The sequence below is a fragment of the Mesorhizobium sp. WSM4306 genome, from assembly GCF_007003975.1.
Lineage (GTDB): Bacteria > Pseudomonadota > Alphaproteobacteria > Rhizobiales > Rhizobiaceae > Mesorhizobium.
Window position 1 is genome coordinate 450,293 of record NZ_VFTC01000001.1, and the last position, 16,366, is coordinate 466,658.

18 protein-coding genes and 1 riboswitch are annotated in these 16,366 nt (G+C 63.7%); of the genes, 8 read left to right on the forward strand and 10 right to left on the reverse strand.

Annotation, left to right across the window (positions count from 1 at the left end; genetic code table 11):
- Positions 1–2 precede the first annotated feature (2 nt).
- Positions 3–1,007, reverse strand: coding sequence for an ABC transporter substrate-binding protein (locus FJV77_RS02285; RefSeq protein ID WP_142865226.1), 1,005 nt, complete (start codon positions 1,005–1,007; stop codon positions 3–5).
- Between the two features lie 253 nt (positions 1,008–1,260).
- Between FJV77_RS02285 and FJV77_RS02290 the strand changes: the two genes are divergently transcribed.
- Entirely contained in the window at positions 1,261–1,644 is a 384-nt protein-coding gene (locus FJV77_RS02290) for a RidA family protein (RefSeq protein ID WP_142865227.1), read from the forward strand.
- Positions 1,645–1,698: 54 nt separating this feature from the next.
- Positions 1,699–2,502: a creatininase family protein gene (locus tag FJV77_RS02295; RefSeq protein ID WP_142865228.1), complete on the forward strand. Its 804-nt coding sequence runs from the start codon at positions 1,699–1,701 to the stop codon at positions 2,500–2,502.
- Positions 2,503–2,869: 367 nt separating this feature from the next.
- Here the strand turns inward: FJV77_RS02295 and FJV77_RS02300 are convergent, their stop codons facing one another.
- Positions 2,870–3,379 (reverse strand): tyrosine phosphatase family protein, encoded by a 510-nt coding sequence (locus FJV77_RS02300; RefSeq protein ID WP_142865229.1) that lies wholly within the window; start codon positions 3,377–3,379, stop codon positions 2,870–2,872.
- A complete protein-coding gene (gene cobD, locus FJV77_RS02305; protein WP_142865516.1) occupies positions 3,376–4,431 on the reverse strand; it encodes a threonine-phosphate decarboxylase CobD in 1,056 nt (351 codons plus the stop codon). The genes FJV77_RS02300 and cobD overlap by 4 nt, the downstream gene beginning before the upstream one ends.
- Between cobD and cbiB the strand changes: the two genes are divergently transcribed.
- Entirely contained in the window at positions 4,430–5,407 is a 978-nt protein-coding gene (gene cbiB / locus FJV77_RS02310; RefSeq protein WP_142865230.1) for an adenosylcobinamide-phosphate synthase CbiB, read from the forward strand. The two genes, cobD and cbiB, sit on opposite strands and share 2 nt — an antisense overlap.
- Positions 5,408–5,554: 147 nt before the next feature.
- Here the strand turns inward: cbiB and cobO are convergent, their stop codons facing one another.
- The 5 genes from cobO to FJV77_RS02335 all read right to left on the reverse strand — a co-directional run bounded on the left by cobO (position 5,555) and on the right by FJV77_RS02335 (position 8,658).
- Positions 5,555–6,169, reverse strand: a complete 615-nt coding sequence (gene cobO, locus FJV77_RS02315; RefSeq protein WP_142865231.1) for a cob(I)yrinic acid a,c-diamide adenosyltransferase — start codon at positions 6,167–6,169, stop codon at positions 5,555–5,557.
- A complete protein-coding gene (gene cobU, locus FJV77_RS02320) occupies positions 6,169–6,687 on the reverse strand; it encodes a bifunctional adenosylcobinamide kinase/adenosylcobinamide-phosphate guanylyltransferase (RefSeq protein WP_142865232.1) in 519 nt (172 codons plus the stop codon). The genes cobO and cobU overlap by 1 nt, the downstream gene beginning before the upstream one ends.
- A 10-nt stretch (positions 6,688–6,697) precedes the next feature.
- On the reverse strand, positions 6,698–7,471 hold the full coding sequence (locus FJV77_RS02325) for a CbtA family protein (protein WP_142865233.1): 774 nt from the start codon (positions 7,469–7,471) through the stop codon (positions 6,698–6,700).
- A gap of 15 nt (positions 7,472–7,486) precedes the next feature.
- Positions 7,487–7,666, reverse strand: coding sequence for a CbtB domain-containing protein (locus tag FJV77_RS02330; protein WP_112565177.1), 180 nt, complete (start codon positions 7,664–7,666; stop codon positions 7,487–7,489).
- A 37-nt stretch (positions 7,667–7,703) separates the two neighbouring features.
- Positions 7,704–7,898: riboswitch (cobalamin riboswitch) on the reverse strand.
- Positions 7,899–7,965: 67 nt separating this feature from the next.
- Positions 7,966–8,658, reverse strand: a complete 693-nt coding sequence (locus FJV77_RS02335; protein ID WP_142865234.1) for a gamma-glutamylcyclotransferase — start codon at positions 8,656–8,658, stop codon at positions 7,966–7,968.
- A gap of 118 nt (positions 8,659–8,776) precedes the next feature.
- On the opposite strand from FJV77_RS02335, the gene FJV77_RS02340 reads away from it, so the two are divergent.
- From FJV77_RS02340 to FJV77_RS02350, 3 genes are all read left to right on the forward strand, one after another.
- Entirely contained in the window at positions 8,777–9,940 is a 1,164-nt protein-coding gene (locus FJV77_RS02340) for an aromatic ring-hydroxylating dioxygenase subunit alpha (protein ID WP_142865235.1), read from the forward strand.
- 246 nt (positions 9,941–10,186) lie between these two features.
- Complete coding sequence (locus FJV77_RS02345) at positions 10,187–11,188, forward strand: DUF1624 domain-containing protein (protein ID WP_142865236.1); 1,002 nt, start codon at positions 10,187–10,189, stop codon at positions 11,186–11,188.
- Complete coding sequence (locus FJV77_RS02350) at positions 11,185–11,691, forward strand: isoprenylcysteine carboxylmethyltransferase family protein (protein WP_142865237.1); 507 nt, start codon at positions 11,185–11,187, stop codon at positions 11,689–11,691. The genes FJV77_RS02345 and FJV77_RS02350 overlap by 4 nt, the downstream gene beginning before the upstream one ends.
- A 302-nt stretch (positions 11,692–11,993) precedes the next feature.
- Here FJV77_RS02350 and FJV77_RS02355 read toward each other — a convergent pair whose 3' ends face one another.
- Both FJV77_RS02355 and mgtE read right to left on the reverse strand, forming a co-directional pair.
- Positions 11,994–12,380 carry a MerR family DNA-binding transcriptional regulator gene (locus FJV77_RS02355; protein ID WP_112565167.1) on the reverse strand — a complete coding sequence of 129 codons (387 nt, stop codon included), beginning with the start codon at positions 12,378–12,380 and terminating at the stop codon, positions 11,994–11,996.
- 159 nt (positions 12,381–12,539) lie between these two features.
- Positions 12,540–13,958, reverse strand: coding sequence for a magnesium transporter (gene mgtE / locus FJV77_RS02360; protein ID WP_142865238.1), 1,419 nt, complete (start codon positions 13,956–13,958; stop codon positions 12,540–12,542).
- 442 nt (positions 13,959–14,400) lie between these two features.
- On the opposite strand from mgtE, the gene FJV77_RS02365 reads away from it, so the two are divergent.
- Together FJV77_RS02365 and FJV77_RS02370 are read left to right on the forward strand one after the other, a co-directional pair.
- A complete protein-coding gene (locus tag FJV77_RS02365; RefSeq protein WP_142865239.1) occupies positions 14,401–15,021 on the forward strand; it encodes a response regulator transcription factor in 621 nt (206 codons plus the stop codon).
- Between the two features lie 149 nt (positions 15,022–15,170).
- Positions 15,171–16,361: an aminotransferase class V-fold PLP-dependent enzyme gene (locus FJV77_RS02370; RefSeq protein ID WP_142865240.1), complete on the forward strand. Its 1,191-nt coding sequence runs from the start codon at positions 15,171–15,173 to the stop codon at positions 16,359–16,361.
- The last annotated feature ends 5 nt before the right edge of the window (positions 16,362–16,366 follow it).

A 16,366-nucleotide genomic window follows, 5' to 3' on the forward strand; every position in this document is an offset into this window, starting at 1 on the left:
GATTACTTCTTCAGCTCGAGCCCGACGCCCTTGTTGATGAAGGCCAGCGTATACGCCTTCTTGATGTCGATGCCGGGCTGCGCCACCTTGGCCTTGACCATCTTGTCGTAGAAACTCTGGATGCGTGCGTCGGTCATGGCGCCGATGCCGAGTTTTTCCGAATCGCCGGAATCGACCACGCCGAATTTTTTCAGCTGTTCGATCGAGAAGGCGATCTGCTCATCCGTCATGTCAGGATTGTCCTTCTTGATCATGTCGTTGGCGGCCTTGTTGTCGCCGTAGAGGTAATTGTACCAGCCCTTGGCCGAGCCATCGACGAAGCACTGGACCACCTCCGGCCGTTTGTCGATCGTGTCCTGCATGACCTCGACGGTGGTCGCATAGGTTTCCCAGCCATAGTCGGCGAGCAGGAACTGGTTGGGCAGGAAGCCCCCCGCTTTCTGCACCGCGAACGGCTCCGAGGTGACATAGCCCTGCTGGATCGACTTCTTGTTGGCGATGAAGGGCGCCGGATTGAAAGTGTAGGGCACGCGCTTGGCGGCATCGAAGCCGAGATCGGTGACCATCCACTGGAAGAAGGTCTGCGCGCCCTCGTCACCCAATATGTACTGGTCGGCGTTCTTCAGGTCTTCCCATTTGTCCAGCCCCTGCCCCGGCTGGGACATGATTACCTGCGGGTCCTTCTGGAAGTCGGCCGCCACCACGCGCATCGGAATGCCCTGCTGGACGGCGTCGAAGGCCGACAGCAGATTGCCGCCCATATAGAAATCGAGCTTGCCGGCGAGCAGCAGCGGCCGGCCGCTGACCTGCGGGCCACCCTGCGAAATCGTCACGTCGAGTCCGCAGGCGGCATAGGTGCCGTCGGCCACGGCCTGATAGTAGCCGCCATGCTCGGGCTCGGCCAGCCAGTTGGTGCCGAAGGTGACCTTCTCGTTTGCCGCAGCCCCTAGCGTGCTGGCTCCAAGCAGCGCGAGCGCGAGCGCTGAAATCTTCTGTTTTCCGTACATCGACACCACCCTTTGTTGGCTCCGGAGCGTCACGCGCCGGGCTCGACACCATTGGTCCAAGAAGCAAGACACATGCCACCGCCCGGACCGCCTGCTTCACGCGGCAGTCATTGCCAAGACCGGACGGGTCATGCTGTGCGGAAGGCATCGTGCCTATTTTTTGGACGCCTGTCCACAATCGCCCGGGCGACATGCACCACATCTTGAGGGTCCAGCCATACGGTTCTAGGCTGATCGTAAACTGGAGATTGCCATGTTCAGATTCCTCACCCCCAAGTCGATCAAACCGCCCTTCGCCCGCTACAGCCACGGCGTCGAAGTGCCCTCGGGCAAGCGGCTGGTCCTGTGCTCCGGCCAGGTCGCCATCACGGCGGACGACCAGATCCCCGAAGATGCCGGCGCCCAGGCCGAACTGTGCTTTCAAAACATTTCCGCTGTTCTGGCCGAGGCCGGGCTCGGGCTTTCCGACATCGTTCGCATCAACACCTATGTCACCGACCGCGCACATCTGCGCCCCTATATGGACGTCCGCGACCGGCTGTTCTCCAGCCCGGCGCCGGCCTCGACGCTGATGATCGTCTCGGGCTTTGCGCGGCCGGAATTCAAGGTCGAGGTCGAGGCGATTGCTGCTGGGTGATCGACAGGCGGCATCTGGCGCGCTAGGTCTGCCCTCACATCAAAGAGACATGACATGACCGTTGCAAACAGACGCGTTTGGTGGGGCGACTACCGGACCACCGAATACGCAGGGATCGACCCGGAGGCAACGATTGCGGTGTTGCCGGTGGCGGCGATCGAGCAGCACGGCCCGCATCTGCCGGTTTCGACCGACACATCGATCATGAACGGCATGCTGGAGACGGTGATCGCCCGCCTGCCAGGCGATCTCGACATCCGCATTCTGCCGGTCCAGGCGGTCGGCAAGTCGAACGAACATCTGCATGCGCCGGGCACGCTGACCTTGCCGGCGACGACCCTGGTCGATGCCTGGACCGAGCTTGGCCTGTCAGTCGCCCGCGCCGGGGTAAGAAAACTGATCGTCGTCAACTCGCATGGCGGCAATGAGGAGATCATGGGCATCGTCACGCGGGAGTTGCGCGTTGCCGCCAAAATGCTGGCGGTGAAGACCAGTTGGCAGCGCTTTGGTCGCCCGGCCGGCATGTACACCGAGCTGGAAGACCGCCACGGCATTCATGGCGGCGATGTCGAGACTTCGTTGATGCTGCATTTCCGCCCGGACCTCGTCGACATGGCCAAGGCCGACAATTTCGTCTCCAAGGTCGCCCGCGCCGAGACCGAATTTGCGCTGCTGCGCCACACAGGCACACACGCCTTCGCCTGGATCGCTGGGGATCTCAACCCCAACGGCGTCGTCGGCGACGCCTCCATCGCCACTGCGGAAAAAGGCCGGCTAACGGCAGAGCATCAGGCCGACCGTTTCATCAGCCTTCTCAGGGATGTGCGCAAGGCCAAGCTTGCCGAGTGGCTGGCTTAGCACCGTTGCCTGGTGCCGGTGCTCTGACGGTCCGATGGCAGATTGCGCCTTTCTGAGATTGGCCAAAGCCTTTCTCCCTCGTCATCCTGGGGCGAAGCAAGGAGCGAAGCGACGCGACGCAGACCCCAGGATCCATGCCGGGACTCCTGAGCGCCGCCACAGTGCAGAATTCTGCACCGCTGCAACCTTCCCTGATGTCGCGGCATGGATCCTCGGGTCTCCGCGACGGAGCTTCGCTCCTGCTCCGCCCGTGGATGACGAACGCGGTGAGGCTTCGGCTAAACTCCAACGGTTGCATCGGTCCATGTAACGAATGGATGAAGTCTTATGAACGATTTGGAGTCGTCAAAATCACGAAGCCAAACGACTACGCATCAATCTTTAGGGCAAACGGCGTGCCCTCGAACGCATCGGCGCCACGCCCGATCGCTTCGATCGCTTCGATCATCCTCCCGTCGCGCCCGAGCAGCGCATCGGCAACGGCAATCAGCCGTGGATTGGGCGTCGCAGACGGTGACAGCTTCCGCAATGTCTGCGCCAGTTCCACCTCATCGCGCTTCGGCGCCAGTGCCGCGGCAATGATGTAGGCCGAGGCGGTCGAGCGGCTGATGCCGGCATAGCAATGCACCACCATGGGCTTGGCGCGGTCCCATTTGCGGGCGAAAGCCAGCAGATTGCGCACATGGTCCTCGCCCGGCATGGTCATGCCGTCCTGTGCCACCGCGATGTCGTGCATAACCAGATGCAGATGGTTTTCCCGCGCAATCGAGGCCGGCCGCGTCACCTCGGTGCCGGCGGCGAGCAGCGACAGCAGGCGATCGGCGCCGCTTCTGGCCACCGTATCCTCGAGCTTTGCCAGCGAACAGACATGGATCATCGCGCGATCTCCCTGGCGCTATCGTCGCGCCGCGCGTGCCAGTCGGCAAGCGCCGATTCGAGCCGCTGCCATTCCTTCTGACTTCCAGGCAGCCCCGCGCGCAACACCTGCGGGCGGTCGGAAAAATGCCGGAGCAGGATGCCGCGCTCGCCAAGCGCCGAAAACAGACCGGGCGCATCGGCAAATCGCAGATAGCGAAACAGCGTCGTCCCGCCGGCGACGGGAATGCCAAACCGACCGAACAGCGCGTCGAGCCCCGCAGCATCCTCGGCCAGCCGGCGGCGCATGTCGGCCTGCCAGCCGCTGTCGGCAAGAGCCCGGATGCCATATTCGAGCGCCGGACCGGCGACGGCCCACGGTCCGAATTGCGTCTCCAGCCGCTCGACCGTCAGCGTGTCGGATAGCGCAAAACCGAGCCGCAGGCCAGCCAGGCCAAAAAACTTGCCGAAGGAGCGCAGCACGACGATGCCGCCCTGCCCGACATCGCCGGCCAGGCTTTGGTCGGCCGGGCCGACATCCATGAAAGCCTCGTCGACGACCAACAATCCGCCTTTGGCGCGCATTTGCCCGGCAAGCCGCAGCAACGTCTCCCGCGAAACGACCCGCCCATCGGGGTTATTGGGATTGACCACGATGGCAAGGTCGGCACCGGCAAGCGCCTCGACATCCTCGACCTCCTTCACGGCATGGCCGGCGATCGTAGCCGCCCTGGCATGCTCGGCATAGGTCGGCCCGAGAACCAGCGCCTTGCCTGGGTTGACCAGTGAAGCCACGCGCGGCAGCAGGATTTGTGTGCCTGGGGCTGCCGCCACATGGGCCGCCGACGGCGCGCCATAGGCGCCGGCCGCGATCCTGGCCAGATCGCGCATACGCCCGGCTTCCGGCAATCGTGACAGAGCGGTGGCGGGCAGCTCGAAAAGCGGGTAGGAGTGCGGATTGATACCTGTCGAGAGATCGACGAAAGGCTGTGGCGCGTGGGGGAAGAGCGCGCTCGCCCGGCCAAGGGATCCACCGTGATCCACCGCAGCAATCGCTCCATCAGAAAGCTTCATGTCGGTCCTGATCGCTTTCCTGTCGCTGGCCATTGAACGCATCCTGGGCTACCCGGACTGGCTGTTCCGTGCCGTCGGCCATCCCGTCACTTGGTTCGGCAGGCTGATAGCCTTTCTCGACCTCCGGCTCAACCGCGCCACTGATTCCGACGCGCAGCGTCGTCGCCGCGGCATGCAGGCGCTGCTGGTGATCGTGCTGGTGCCGGCGCTGATTGCCTTCGCCGTGCAAATCCTCCTCTGGCAGCTCTTTCCTGCCGGCATGATCCTCACCGCGATCTTGGCCTCGTCGCTGCTATCGCAGAAGAGCCTCACCGAACATGTCGAAGCGGTGGCCGACGCGCTGGACACCGGCGGACTGGCGCTCGGCCGCATTGCGGTTGCCCGCATCGTCGGTCGCGATCCCGAAAAGCTCGACCACGCCGGCGTCAGCCGCGCCGCCATCGAAAGCCTGGCCGAGAATTTCTCCGACGGCATCGTCGCGCCCGCCTTCTGGACGGGCGTGTGCGGGCTGGCTGGCGGCGTCGCCTACAAGGCCGTCAACACAGCCGATTCGATGATCGGCCACCGCACGCCGCGCCACGAGGCTTTCGGCAGGGCGGCGGCACTTTTCGACGACTGGATCAACCTGCCGGCCTCCCGGCTGACCGCATTGCTGATCGTTGCCGCGGCCTTTCTTGTCGACGGCGCCGATCCCCGCAATGCCTGGCAAGCGGTGCGGCGCGACGCCAAAAAGCACCGCTCGCCCAATGCCGGCTGGCCTGAGGCAGCGATGGCCGGCGCCCTCGGCCTGGCGCTCGCCGGTCCGCGCAGCTATGGCGGCGTTGTCGTCGAGGATGAGTTCATGGGCGAAGGCGGCCGGCGCGAGGCCGAGAGCCTGGACATCCGACGGGCGCTGAAGGTTTATCAGGTGGCTGACTATTTGCTGATCGGGCTGTTCGGGTTGCTGTCGGCGGTGCTGATCGCGGCGACGTTTTGAGCTTTACCGCCGCCCTTTCCTTACCCTCCCCCTTGTGGGGAGGGTCGATCCGCATAGCGGATCGGGGTGGGGGTCCTCGTAGGGCGCTGTCCCCCACCCCGGCGCTTCGCGCCGACCCTCCCCACAAGGGGGAGGGTAAAAAGAACCTCAGAACTCGATCCCCTGCTGCGCCTTCACGCCCGCGGAAAAATGGTGCTTGGTCACGCCCATTTCGGTGACGAGGTCGGCAGCCTCGACCAGCGCCGGCTTGGCGTTGCGGCCGGTGACGACGATATGCAGGCCTTCACGCCGCGCCTTCAGCGCCGCCACGACCTTGTCGAGATCGAGATAGTCGTAGCGCAGCGCAATGTTCAGTTCGTCGAGCACGACAAGGCTGATGGAGGGATCGGCGATCAGTTCCAGCGCCTTGGTCCAGGCGGCTTCGGCTGCCGCGATGTCGCGCTTCAAATCCTGCGTTTCCCAGGTGAACCCCTCGCCCATCGCGTGCCAGACGACGCGGTCGCCGAACGCAGCAAAGGCATCCTTTTCGCCGGTATGCCATTTGCCCTTGATGAACTGGATGACGCCGACGCGCTTGCCATAGCCGAGCATGCGCAGTGCCAGGCCGAAGGCCGCCGTGGTCTTGCCCTTGCCGGGTCCGGTGTTGACGATCAGCAGCCCCTTCTCGACTGTCTTTTCGGCAACCTCGGCGTCCTGCACCGCCTTGCGCTTGGCCATCTTGGCGCGGTGACGTTCCTCGTCTTTTGCGTCGATATCGGTCATTATTTCACCTTGAGCGGCAGCCCGGCCACCATCAATAGCACCGTATCAGCTAACGCCGCGACCTGCTGGTTGAGTCGGCCGGCAGCGTCGCGGAACCGGCGTGCCAGCGCATTGTCCGGCACGATGCCTTGCCCGACTTCGTTGGAGACCACGAACCACGGCCCGCGCGGTCGCGACAGCACATCGGCCAACCGCCGGCATTCTGCGTCGAGGTCATGGTCGGAAAGCATATGGTTGGTCAGCCACAGCGTCAGGCAATCGACGAGCACCGGCTGGTTGTCGGGTAGCGCTTCGAGCGCGCCTGCAAGATCGAGCGGCGCATCGATGGTCGCCCAGCCTTCGCCGCGCCGCGACCTGTGTTGCGCGATGCGCTCGCGCATTTCGTCGTCATAGGCGTCAGCGGTGGCGATATAGGCCCATGGCGGCGGCAGTGCCGTCGCCAGGGTTTCGGCATGCGCGCTCTTGCCGGAGCCCCCACCGCCGATGATGAAGGTCAAAGACCCCCTGCTATCAGGCAAAGCTGCGCGATCAGGCAAAGCTGTCGCGCAGGCTGGTCGCCGTACCGGTAAAGCGTCCGCGCACCACGCCGACAACCGCGCCGAGCACCAGCCAGAACACCAGATTGGTCACCGTCACCGCCACCACGAACTGGTGATGCAGGCCTTCCGGGATCGGCGTCTCGAAGCTGTCCGGCTGCGGCGCGCCGACAACATGCGGTGCCACGATCAGGGCCACGGCCAGGATCGCCAGCGGCAGCGATTTGCGGAAGGCGATCAGGCCAAGACCGGCCGCGGTCGCCGCCACCGTTGCCCACCACCAGATCTGGCGCTGGGTGAGGTCGGCCGCCGGCATCGCCGGCAGTTCCGGCGGCAGGCCGAGGCCCGGCGCGAGCGTGAACGCGGCAAAACCGGCCAGACCCCAGAATACACCCTGGCGCCAGTTGCCGATGCCGCCGGCGAATTCGGAAACCGCTACCAGGACCAGCGCGAAACCGATGCCGGTGACGATATTGGCCAGAATGCTGAAGGCGAAGCGCTCGAAGCCGTCGGCCGGCGCCCAGCCTTCGTCCTCCGCCGGCGCGGCTGCTTCAGCCGGTGCTGCGGTGCTCATGGCATTGGTGTCCGTAGCGTTGGCGGCGGGCGCTGCGGCATGCTCATGTTGATGGCCGCCACCGGCCTGTTCGTAGACTTCCGCCTTCAGGATGAGCGGAACGGTGGCATAGGCCTGCATGCAGGCGAGAACGACGCCGGCCACGAGCCCGGCGATCGCCGCGACGAACACGACGTTGCGAAACAGGTTCATGATGTCAGACCCTCGTCAGTGGCAGGGAAACGCCATCGAATGGCGATAGTCGTGCGCGGCATTGTGGACCGCATCGATATGCGAGAAGCCGACAACGCCGATGACGAAAATGCCCAGAAACGCGCTAAGCACGAGCTGCATGAAGCGCGACTGCGAGGAGACGGAAGCGCCGAGGGAGACGGAAGCGGTATTCATATGTCTTGTCCTTTCGCCCTCCACCCGAGGGCATCGAAGTCAGTTCCCTGTCGCCGGCAGGTCTCCTGGCTCACGGAATAACGCCCTTCCCCACCTTCCCGAAGAAATCCTTCAGTGGCTTGGAGAGGACTACCGCACACAGTTGCGGGGGCAGCCACGGCATTGGGCAACAACTTAGCCCTCACCGCATTCCCTCTTGGTCCCTAATGGAACCGACGACATGCATGACTATAGGCTGAAACAGCCGCGTCCGGCAAACCAAATTCCGCCGGCCAACAGCGCGAATGCGCCATGCGGCATTACGGGTTCAAGGCGGTGATCCGCTCGGCAACCAGCCGCTGCAGCCGCCACAGATGGCGGTCGTGAATGCCGCGCGCCTCCAGATTCTTCACCGTGTTGTAGAGATAGTCGGCGCCCGACCCCCAGTGCCCGCAGGATGTAGCCAGCCTGTCGACGATCTTCGCCTCGTCGAGCGGGCCGGAATAGGTCAGGCCGTTGCGGTTGATGACGAAAGCCAGCGCCCTGAGCGGACCGGCCTCGCTTGCAAGCTTCAGCATGCGCGGCCGGTAACTTGTCGGCTTCAGCGTGACTTCGCGCCGGAACAGGCGGCCCAGCTGTTCTCGCCTGTTGTCATCCCTCAGCCGGAAGGCCACGCCTTTGCACTGTCCGCCGCTGTCGAGCGCCATCATCAGACCGGGGCTTTCCTTGGTGCCGCGCCAGCGCGTCATGTTCATGCAAAAGGACCGGTGCCAGCCGCGCGCCAGTGCGACGCGATCCTCGACATAATCGATTTCCGGTTTCCAGATCAGCGAGCCATAGCCGAACAGCCACAGCGGCTCGGTGTCCGGAAGCTCGGCCTGCAATGTGTCGAGCAGCGCGTCGTAGTCGCCGTCGTCCATATGCGTCGCATCGGGGTCGGGTCCGCTGTCGCTGATCTCGCGCCAGCAGCGCGCCACCAGTTCCGGCGTAAGCGACATCTGTCGTGCGGCCAATTCGCGAATCCCCATGACCTGATATGATTATGCGCCGCGCCCGCAACCGGCAATGTCAGCCGTGATTGACAAACGATTTGCCGGGGTGTCGGCTGGCGTATCCTGCAGGAAGCCAGCCATGCAACCCATTCCGAGCCAGCGCGACCCCTATAAAGGTCTGACCCGGGCCGAGCCGACGCTGCCGTCCTCGGCTTATTGGGATACCGTTGCTTACCAGCGCGACCTCGACGCCATCTGGTACAAAAACTGGCTGCTCGTCTGCCGCGAGGCCGACCTCGCCCAGCCTTTGGCGTTCAGAACCTTCCGCGTCGGCACGCAGGAGATCGTCGTGCTGCGCGACGACACCGGGCAATTGCGCGCCTTTCACAACACCTGCCGACATCGCGGTTCGCAGCTTTGCCAGGAGAGCGAGGGCCGGTTGAAGGCGCGGCTCATCACCTGCCCCTACCACGCCTGGTCCTATTCGCTGCGCGGCGATCTCGTGCGCGTTCCTTCGAAATCGCTGCCCGACGGTTTCGACAAGGCCGACCATCCGCTCTACCGGGTGGCGCTGTCGGTGTGGCGCGGTTTCGTCTTCGTCAACCTGCAGGAGGGTGCGGCGGGCTCGGCGCAGGCATCCTTCGATCCGGCATCCGGCAACCTCGGCAACTGGCCGCTGGAAACGCTGGTATCGGGCCATGTGCTGCGCAAGGTGATGAACTGCAACTGGAAGATCTTTTGGGAGAACTTCAACGAGTGCCTGCACTGCCCCGGCGTCCACAAGGACCTGTCGCGGCTGGTGCCAATCTACGGCCGCGGCCTGATGAGCCGGCATGACGACCCCGACTGGGTGCGCCATGCCGACAATGACGCGCCGGAATTTTCCGGCGGCCTGCGCGCCGGCGCCGAGACCTGGTCGCGCGACGGCCAGACGCATGGTCCCATATTCACCGGCCTGACGCCGGCCGAACGCGCAGCCGGCCAGACCTATGCCACCAACCTGCCGTCGATGTTCATCGTCGGCCATGTCGACTATGTCCGCACCGTGCGGCTGACACCGCTCGGCCCGGAACAGACCGAACTCACCGCCGAATGGCTGTTCGCGCCCGAGGCGCTGGCTCAGACCGATATCGACAATGTCGTCGCCTTCGGCACCCAGGTGCTCGAGGAGGATGCCGCGATCTGCGAGGTCAACCAGAAAGGCCTGCGCTCGATGCGCCACCAGGCCGGCGTGCTGATGCCCGAGGAATATGACCTGCACCGCTTCCACAACTGGGTGCGCGAACGGCATGCGGCGCTCTGATCAAAGCGATTTCGGTAAGTAGCGCTAGGTGACGAAGCCGCAGACGGCCGCCAGCATGCTGGGCGTGGCGAACACCGATCCGTTCCCGGCAGAAAGCGAATTCGGTCAAAGGCCTTCCGCCCGCCGGCCTAAAGTGCCGGCTGATGCAGCATGCACGATACAGCCCGCAGGCAAGCCCGCACGGCCTTCTTTTGTCCGGTGCAACCGTGATAGTCGTCTTCAGGGGCTGAATCAGACTACGAGACCATGAGCATCCAAACGCCGATCGCACCTGTTCCGGATCAATCGAAGCGTATCGCCGCCATCGACATCGTGCGCGGCGTCGCGCTGATCGCCATGGCCAGCTACCACTTCACCTGGGATCTCGAGAACTTCCATTACACCGATCCCGGCCTCACCGCCTTCGGCTGGTGGAAGATCTATGCGCGCTGCATCGCCTCGACCTTCCTGTTCCTGGTCGGCGTCAGCCTGTTCCTCGCCCATGGCAGGCAGATCCGCTGGAACGGCTTCTGGAAGCGCTTTGCCATGGTCGCGGTGGCGGCGGCCGCCATATCTGCAGTCACATACTTCGTGACGCCGGGCAGCTTCATCTTCTTCGGCATCCTGCACGAGATAGCGCTGGCCAGCCTGCTTGGTTTGCTGTTCCTGCGACTGCCGTCCTTGCTGACGCTGGTCGTGGCGGCGGTGGTGATCGCAGCGCCCCTCTATCTCCGATCCGAGGCCTTCGATCATCCGGCGCTGTGGTGGGTCGGCCTGTCGGCGATCAACCCGCGCTCCAACGACTATGTGCCGCTGTTTCCCTGGTTCGGCCCGGTGCTTGTCGGCATTGCGACGGCAAAGCTGGCGTCTACCACCGGCTTGCTGGCGCGGCTGGCGACGCTGACGCCGGGAAGCTGGGCCAAGCCGCTCACCTTCATCGGCCGCCACAGCCTGGCGTTCTACCTGATCCACCAGCCGCTGCTGTTCGGCTGTGTCTGGCTGTTCTCGCAAATCTCGCCGGCGCCGGTCGAGACACGGGAAGTGGTCTTCCTCAAGGAATGCCAGGTATCCTGCGAACAGCAGCGCGACACGGAGTTCTGCGCCAGCTATTGTGTGTGCATGCTGGACACGCTGCAAGGCGAGGCAGCATTCGACCGGCTCTATAATGGCGACCAGACCCTGGAGTTCAAAGCGCATCTCGCTGAACTCGCCGGCATCTGCACCGCCAAAACGGAGGAGAGCCCGATGACGCAGGGAGGGCAACAATGACCGACAAGCTTGCAAAACCCGGGCCGGCAAAACCCGGGCTACCGAAATCAGGGCTGATTCCCTGGCCGCCGCTGATCTACTGCGCCGCCATCGCCATCAGCATCGTGCTTGGCCTCTTCTATCCCCTGCCCTGGATCGGCGATCTCCTGGGCGACCTGTTGTTCGCGGCCGGCTTTGTGGTGCTGTTTGCTGTCGCCGCCCTCTGGTTCACCGCCATCCGCGCCATGATGCGGGCCAGAACGACGATGAACCCCAACGGCGTGCCCGAGCATCTGGTCACGTCAGGCCCGTTCGGTGTCACCCGCAACCCGATGTATCTCGCCAACACGCTGATGCTCATCGGCGTCGCCTTTGTCTCGGGGATCGTATGGTTCCTGCCGCTGGCCCTGATCGCAGCCTTCGCCACCCAAAAGGTCGCGATCGAAAAAGAGGAAAAAGTGCTGGCGGCCAAATTCGGCAAGAAGTACCGCGATTATGCGAAGCGGGTCAGGCGCTGGATCTGAGCCGGCGCGTGGTCGCCGGCAGGGGTCGCATGCCTTGGCGATTGGCAGGCACGCCCGTCTCTTCGTCATCCACGGGCGAAGCAAGGAGCGCAGCGACGCAGCGCAGACCCGAGGATCCATGCCGCGACGTTAAAGCGTTGCTACGATGCAGAATTCTGCACCGCTGCACTCCACAGCCAATGTCACGGAATGGATTCTAGGGTCTCCGCGACGGAGCTTCGCTCCTGCTTCGCCCTAGAATGACGAGGTTCGGGAGACTCCGCTAACCTCCAACGTTTGCCGCTGAACCGCCCAGAGTCCGCTCAGGTATTCACACCCAGTTCCACCAACCGCTCGACGCAAGACTCCTCCGCCTGGTCGAGCTCCGCCAGCGTCTCCTCAAGATCCCGCCGCTTCTGCCTGAGATCCTCGCGCTTTTCCTCGATGCGCTTGATCATCAGGTTGAGTTGACCGACCTCGCCGGGCGGCTCCTTGTACATCTGGATGATTTCGCGGATTTCGTTGATCGAGAAGCCGAGCCGCTTTCCGCGCATGATCTGGCGGATCAGATGCCGATCCGAAGGTCGAAACAGCCTTGTGCGGCCGCGCCGCACCGGCTGCACCAGCCCCTCATCCTCGTAAAAGCGCAGTGTGCGCGTCGACACATCGAATTCGCGCGTCAGCTCGGTGATCGTATAGTATTCCCGCATCATTGCTCCAAATGCCGGAACATGAGTCAGCGGCCGCTGGCGCGGCACCTCCCCCAATTCCGATCAAACCCGCTCCATACCGGACTCGGCAGGAAACCCCGAGACAGCGTCGCACGGCATTTACGTAAAAGTCAATTGACAGAGCAATGCCTTGTTTCTTCAACGGATGGCGAACCACCAGGTCGCCAGTCCGAGAAAGGCGAAAAAGCCGACGACGTCGGTGACCGTGGTGACGAAAACCGCCGAGGCCACCGCCGGATCGATCTTGAAGCGGTCGAGCAGCAGCGGGATCAGGATGCCGGCGAGCGCTGCCACGAACATGTTGATGATCATCGCGGCCGCAATGATGCCGCCCAGATTGGGATCGCGGAACCAGGCCGCCGCGACGATGCCGATCAGAACGGCGAAGATGATGCCGTTGATCGAACCCACACCCATTTCACGGCGGATGATGCGTCCGGCATTGTAGATGTCGAGGTCTTTCGTCGCCAGCGCCCGCACGGTGACGGTCATGGTCTGCGACCCCGCATTGCCGCCCATGCCCGCCACGATCGGCATCAGCACAGCCAGCGCCACGATATGCTCGATGGTGCGGTCGAACAGGCCGATCACCGAAGCCGCCAGGAACGCCGTCAGCAGATTGACGAGCAGCCAGGGCACGCGCGAGCGCGAGGTCGACAAGATGCTGTCGGACAGCTCTTCGTCGCCGACGCCGCCCATGCGCAACAGATCTTCCTCGGCCTCCTGCTGGATGACGTCGACGACATCATCAATGGTCAGCACGCCAACCAGCCGCTCGTTCTCATCGACGACGGCGGCGGAGAGAAGATCGTACTGCTCGAAATCCCGCGCCGCCTCTTCCTGGTCCATGGTGGCCGGGATGGCGTGACGCGTCTCGTGCATCACCTCTTCGACCTTGATCGCGCGCTTGGTGCGCAGGATCTGGTCGAGGTCGATAGCCCCGAGCAACTTGAAGCTCGGATCGATGACGAAGATCTGGCTGAAGCGGTCGGGGAGGTTCTTGTCCTCGCGCATGTAGTCGATGGTCTGGCCGATGGTCCAGAAGGGCGGCACCGCGACGAACTCGGTCTGCATGCGTCGCCCGGCCGATTCTTCCGGGTAGTCGAGCGAGCGGCGCAGCCTGATCCGCTCGGTGAACGGCAGTTGCGACAGGATATCGTCCTGGTCTTCCTTTTCGAGGTCCTCGAGAATGTAGACCGCGTCATCGGAATCGAGGTCCTGCACGCCCTGCGCGATCTGCTCGTTGGGCAGGTTGTCGACGATGTCGCGGCGGATCGCCTCGTCGACCTCGGTCAGCGCAGAAAAGTCGAAATCGGCGCCAAGCAGTTCGACCAAAGCGCGGCGCTGTTCGGGGTGCAGCGCCTCGATGAGATCGCCGAGCTCGGACTGGTGCAGGTCGTCGACTTCGCGCTTCAGCGTCAGCGTGTCGCGATCGGCGATCGCAGCGCCGATCTGCGCCAGGAACGACGACAGAACGACGCCGTCCTCGCCATAGATGTCGACGTGGGGATCGTCGGCGGCTTTGGCGCCGGTCGTTTGTTCGTCCTGGCTTTCCACCAGCGCCTCCCGCCATCATCCCTTGGGAAAAGGTGTCCGTCAGGTCTAGACCATGATCTTGAAAACTGGAAACCGGTTTTGGGTCCGGCGCTCAAGCAAAACTAGATAGGGCCGCAACACGATTCGACAATGCAAGCTGTCGCTCTAACGCACGGGAATTTCAAGCGAAACGCCCGCTTGGCGGTTGGCGTCATTTTGCCGTGAAGCGACCGTGCCGGCCACACCGGAACCCTGTCGTTGCCATCGAAACAGCACGCGTTCCGGCTTGAGGCAGCGCGACAGCGCATGTCGCTGGGGAAAGAGCACCCCCGCACGGTTGGGGCAGAATTGTCATGATGCAGGTCCTGACAACGGCCGGACCCGCCCAGGCCGTAACCAGAACAGCCGGAAGCCCTTGAAGATCAGGTCGCAGATAGAACCCAAGGTATCAGCGGAACGGCGCGTGCGCGTGGTCGTGGCCGAACGCAATCCGCTCGTCATATCGGCCTTGCGCGACATGCTGGACTGCGACGGGCGCTTCGAGCTCCTGGCCTGCGTGCAAAGCGGCAGGCATTTCCTCGAGCTGGCAGCGGAAGGCGAATTCGACGTCGCCGTCATCGGCTGGAAGCTCGCCGACATGGACGGCGCCGATGTGCTGGCCGAGGTTCACAGCCGCAAGCTCGGCGTGCGCATCGCAGTGTTCTCCAACGACCATGACATCGGCATTCTGAAGCAGTGCGTGCGGCTCGGAGCGCAGGGCTACTGCTTCCAGTTCGACGATCCCTCGATCATCTTCGAGACGATCCTGGCGGTCGCGCATGGCCGCATCTGCATCCCCTATATCGACATCAACAAGGTCAACGACACGCCCTTGTCGCAGCTAACCGTGCGCGAACGCGAGCTGCTGGCGGTGCTGTCCGACGGCTGGACCAATTTGCAGATCGCAACGCGGACCGGCATTTCCGAAAACACCGTGAAGTATCACCTCAAGAATCTCTACGACAAGCTCGACGTCCGCAACCGGGCCATGGCTGTCGCCCTCTATTCGAGGGAAAGGCGCACCTCCAAGCAACCTTTCGGGTAGGGCAAGCACCGTGCCACCCGGGTAGGCCGATCGGGTAGGCCTTCCCCACCCGCACGCGTCGAGATGTTACCCGGCAAGGTGTTGTTGCCTTTAGCCGCCGAAACGAAACTCCCCATCACCGCTTTGCTGGATCAGGAGGAGTTCGCGACATGGCCGGTTTCACCCATCTTTTCATTCCAGGACCGACCAATATCCCCGAGCAGGTCCGGCAGGCGATGAACCTGCCGATGGAGGATATGCGCGCCGCAACCTTCCCCGATCTGACTTTGCCGCTGTTCGAAGACATCAAGCGCGTCTTCAAGAACGAGACCGGCCGCGTCTTCATCTACCCCTCCTCCGGCACCGGCGCCTGGGAAGCGGCGATGACCAACGTGCTCAGCCCCGGCGACCGCGTGCTGATGTCGCGCTTCGGCCAGTTCTCGCACCTGTGGGTCGACATGGCCGAGCGCCTTGGCTTCGAGGTCGATGTCATCGACTGCGAATGGGGAACCGGCGTGCCGCTGGAGCTCTATGCCGAGCGGCTGAAGGCCGACAAGGCGCACCGCATCAAGGCAATCTTCTGCACCCAGAACGAGACGGCGACCGGGGTAACCAGCGACGTCGCCGGCTGCCGCGCCGTGCTCGACGACGCCAAACACCCTGCTTTGCTCTTCGTCGACGGTGTCTCGTCGATCGGCTCGATCGACTTCCGCCAGGAAGAATGGGCCGTCGACTGCGCCGTCAGCGGTTCGCAGAAGGGTTTCATGATGCCTGCCGGCCTGGGTTTCCTGTCGGTCAGCAAGAAGGCGCTTGTCGCTTCGAGAACCGCCACCCATCGCCGCTGCTACTTCTCCTTCGAGGACATGATCCGCGCCAATGACGCCGGCTATTTCCCCTATACGCCGGCTACGCAATTGCTGCGCGGCCTGCGCGCCTCGCTCGACCTCATCGCCGAGGAAGGGCTGGAGAACATCTTCGCCCGTCACCATCGCCTTGCCGAAGGCGTGCGCAAGGCGGTCGATGCCTGGGGCCTGAAACTCTGCGCCAAGGCGCCGAAATGGCATTCCGATACGGTCAGCGCCATTCTGGTGCCCGAAGGCATCGACAGCGGCGACGTCGTCAAGCGCGCCTACAAGACTTACCAGACCTCGCTCGGCGGCGGCCTCAACAAGGTGATGGGCAAGGTCTTCCGCATCGGCCATCTCGGCTGGCTGAACGAGGTGATGGTGCTGGCCTCGCTGTCGGCCGCCGAAATGACGCTGCTCGATTGCGGCGTCAGGCTGGCGCCCGGCTCCGGCGTCGGCGCCGCCATCCAGCATTTCCGCGCCTCGGCCGCCGTGCCGGTCGCCGAAGCCGCCTGAGGAAC

Coding starts and splice junctions, on each gene's coding strand:
- FJV77_RS02325 (WP_142865233.1), bottom strand. CDS start 7,471: ATGAACCTGTTTCGCAACGTCGTGTTCGTCGCGGCGATCGCCGGGCTC.
- FJV77_RS02285 (WP_142865226.1), bottom strand. CDS start 1,007: ATGTACGGAAAACAGAAGATTTCAGCGCTCGCGCTCGCGCTGCTTGGA.
- FJV77_RS02345 (WP_142865236.1), top strand. CDS start 10,187: ATGAGCATCCAAACGCCGATCGCACCTGTTCCGGATCAATCGAAGCGT.
- cobO (WP_142865231.1), bottom strand. CDS start 6,169: ATGACCGATATCGACGCAAAAGACGAGGAACGTCACCGCGCCAAGATG.
- FJV77_RS02290 (WP_142865227.1), top strand. CDS start 1,261: ATGTTCAGATTCCTCACCCCCAAGTCGATCAAACCGCCCTTCGCCCGC.
- FJV77_RS02295 (WP_142865228.1), top strand. CDS start 1,699: ATGACCGTTGCAAACAGACGCGTTTGGTGGGGCGACTACCGGACCACC.
- FJV77_RS02355 (WP_112565167.1), bottom strand. CDS start 12,380: ATGCGGGAATACTATACGATCACCGAGCTGACGCGCGAATTCGATGTG.
- cbiB (WP_142865230.1), top strand. CDS start 4,430: ATGTCGGTCCTGATCGCTTTCCTGTCGCTGGCCATTGAACGCATCCTG.
- FJV77_RS02300 (WP_142865229.1), bottom strand. CDS start 3,379: ATGATCCATGTCTGTTCGCTGGCAAAGCTCGAGGATACGGTGGCCAGA.
- FJV77_RS02340 (WP_142865235.1), top strand. CDS start 8,777: ATGCAACCCATTCCGAGCCAGCGCGACCCCTATAAAGGTCTGACCCGG.
- FJV77_RS02370 (WP_142865240.1), top strand. CDS start 15,171: ATGGCCGGTTTCACCCATCTTTTCATTCCAGGACCGACCAATATCCCC.
- cobD (WP_142865516.1), bottom strand. CDS start 4,431: ATGAAGCTTTCTGATGGAGCGATTGCTGCGGTGGATCACGGTGGATCC.
- FJV77_RS02330 (WP_112565177.1), bottom strand. CDS start 7,666: ATGAATACCGCTTCCGTCTCCCTCGGCGCTTCCGTCTCCTCGCAGTCG.
- FJV77_RS02350 (WP_142865237.1), top strand. CDS start 11,185: ATGACCGACAAGCTTGCAAAACCCGGGCCGGCAAAACCCGGGCTACCG.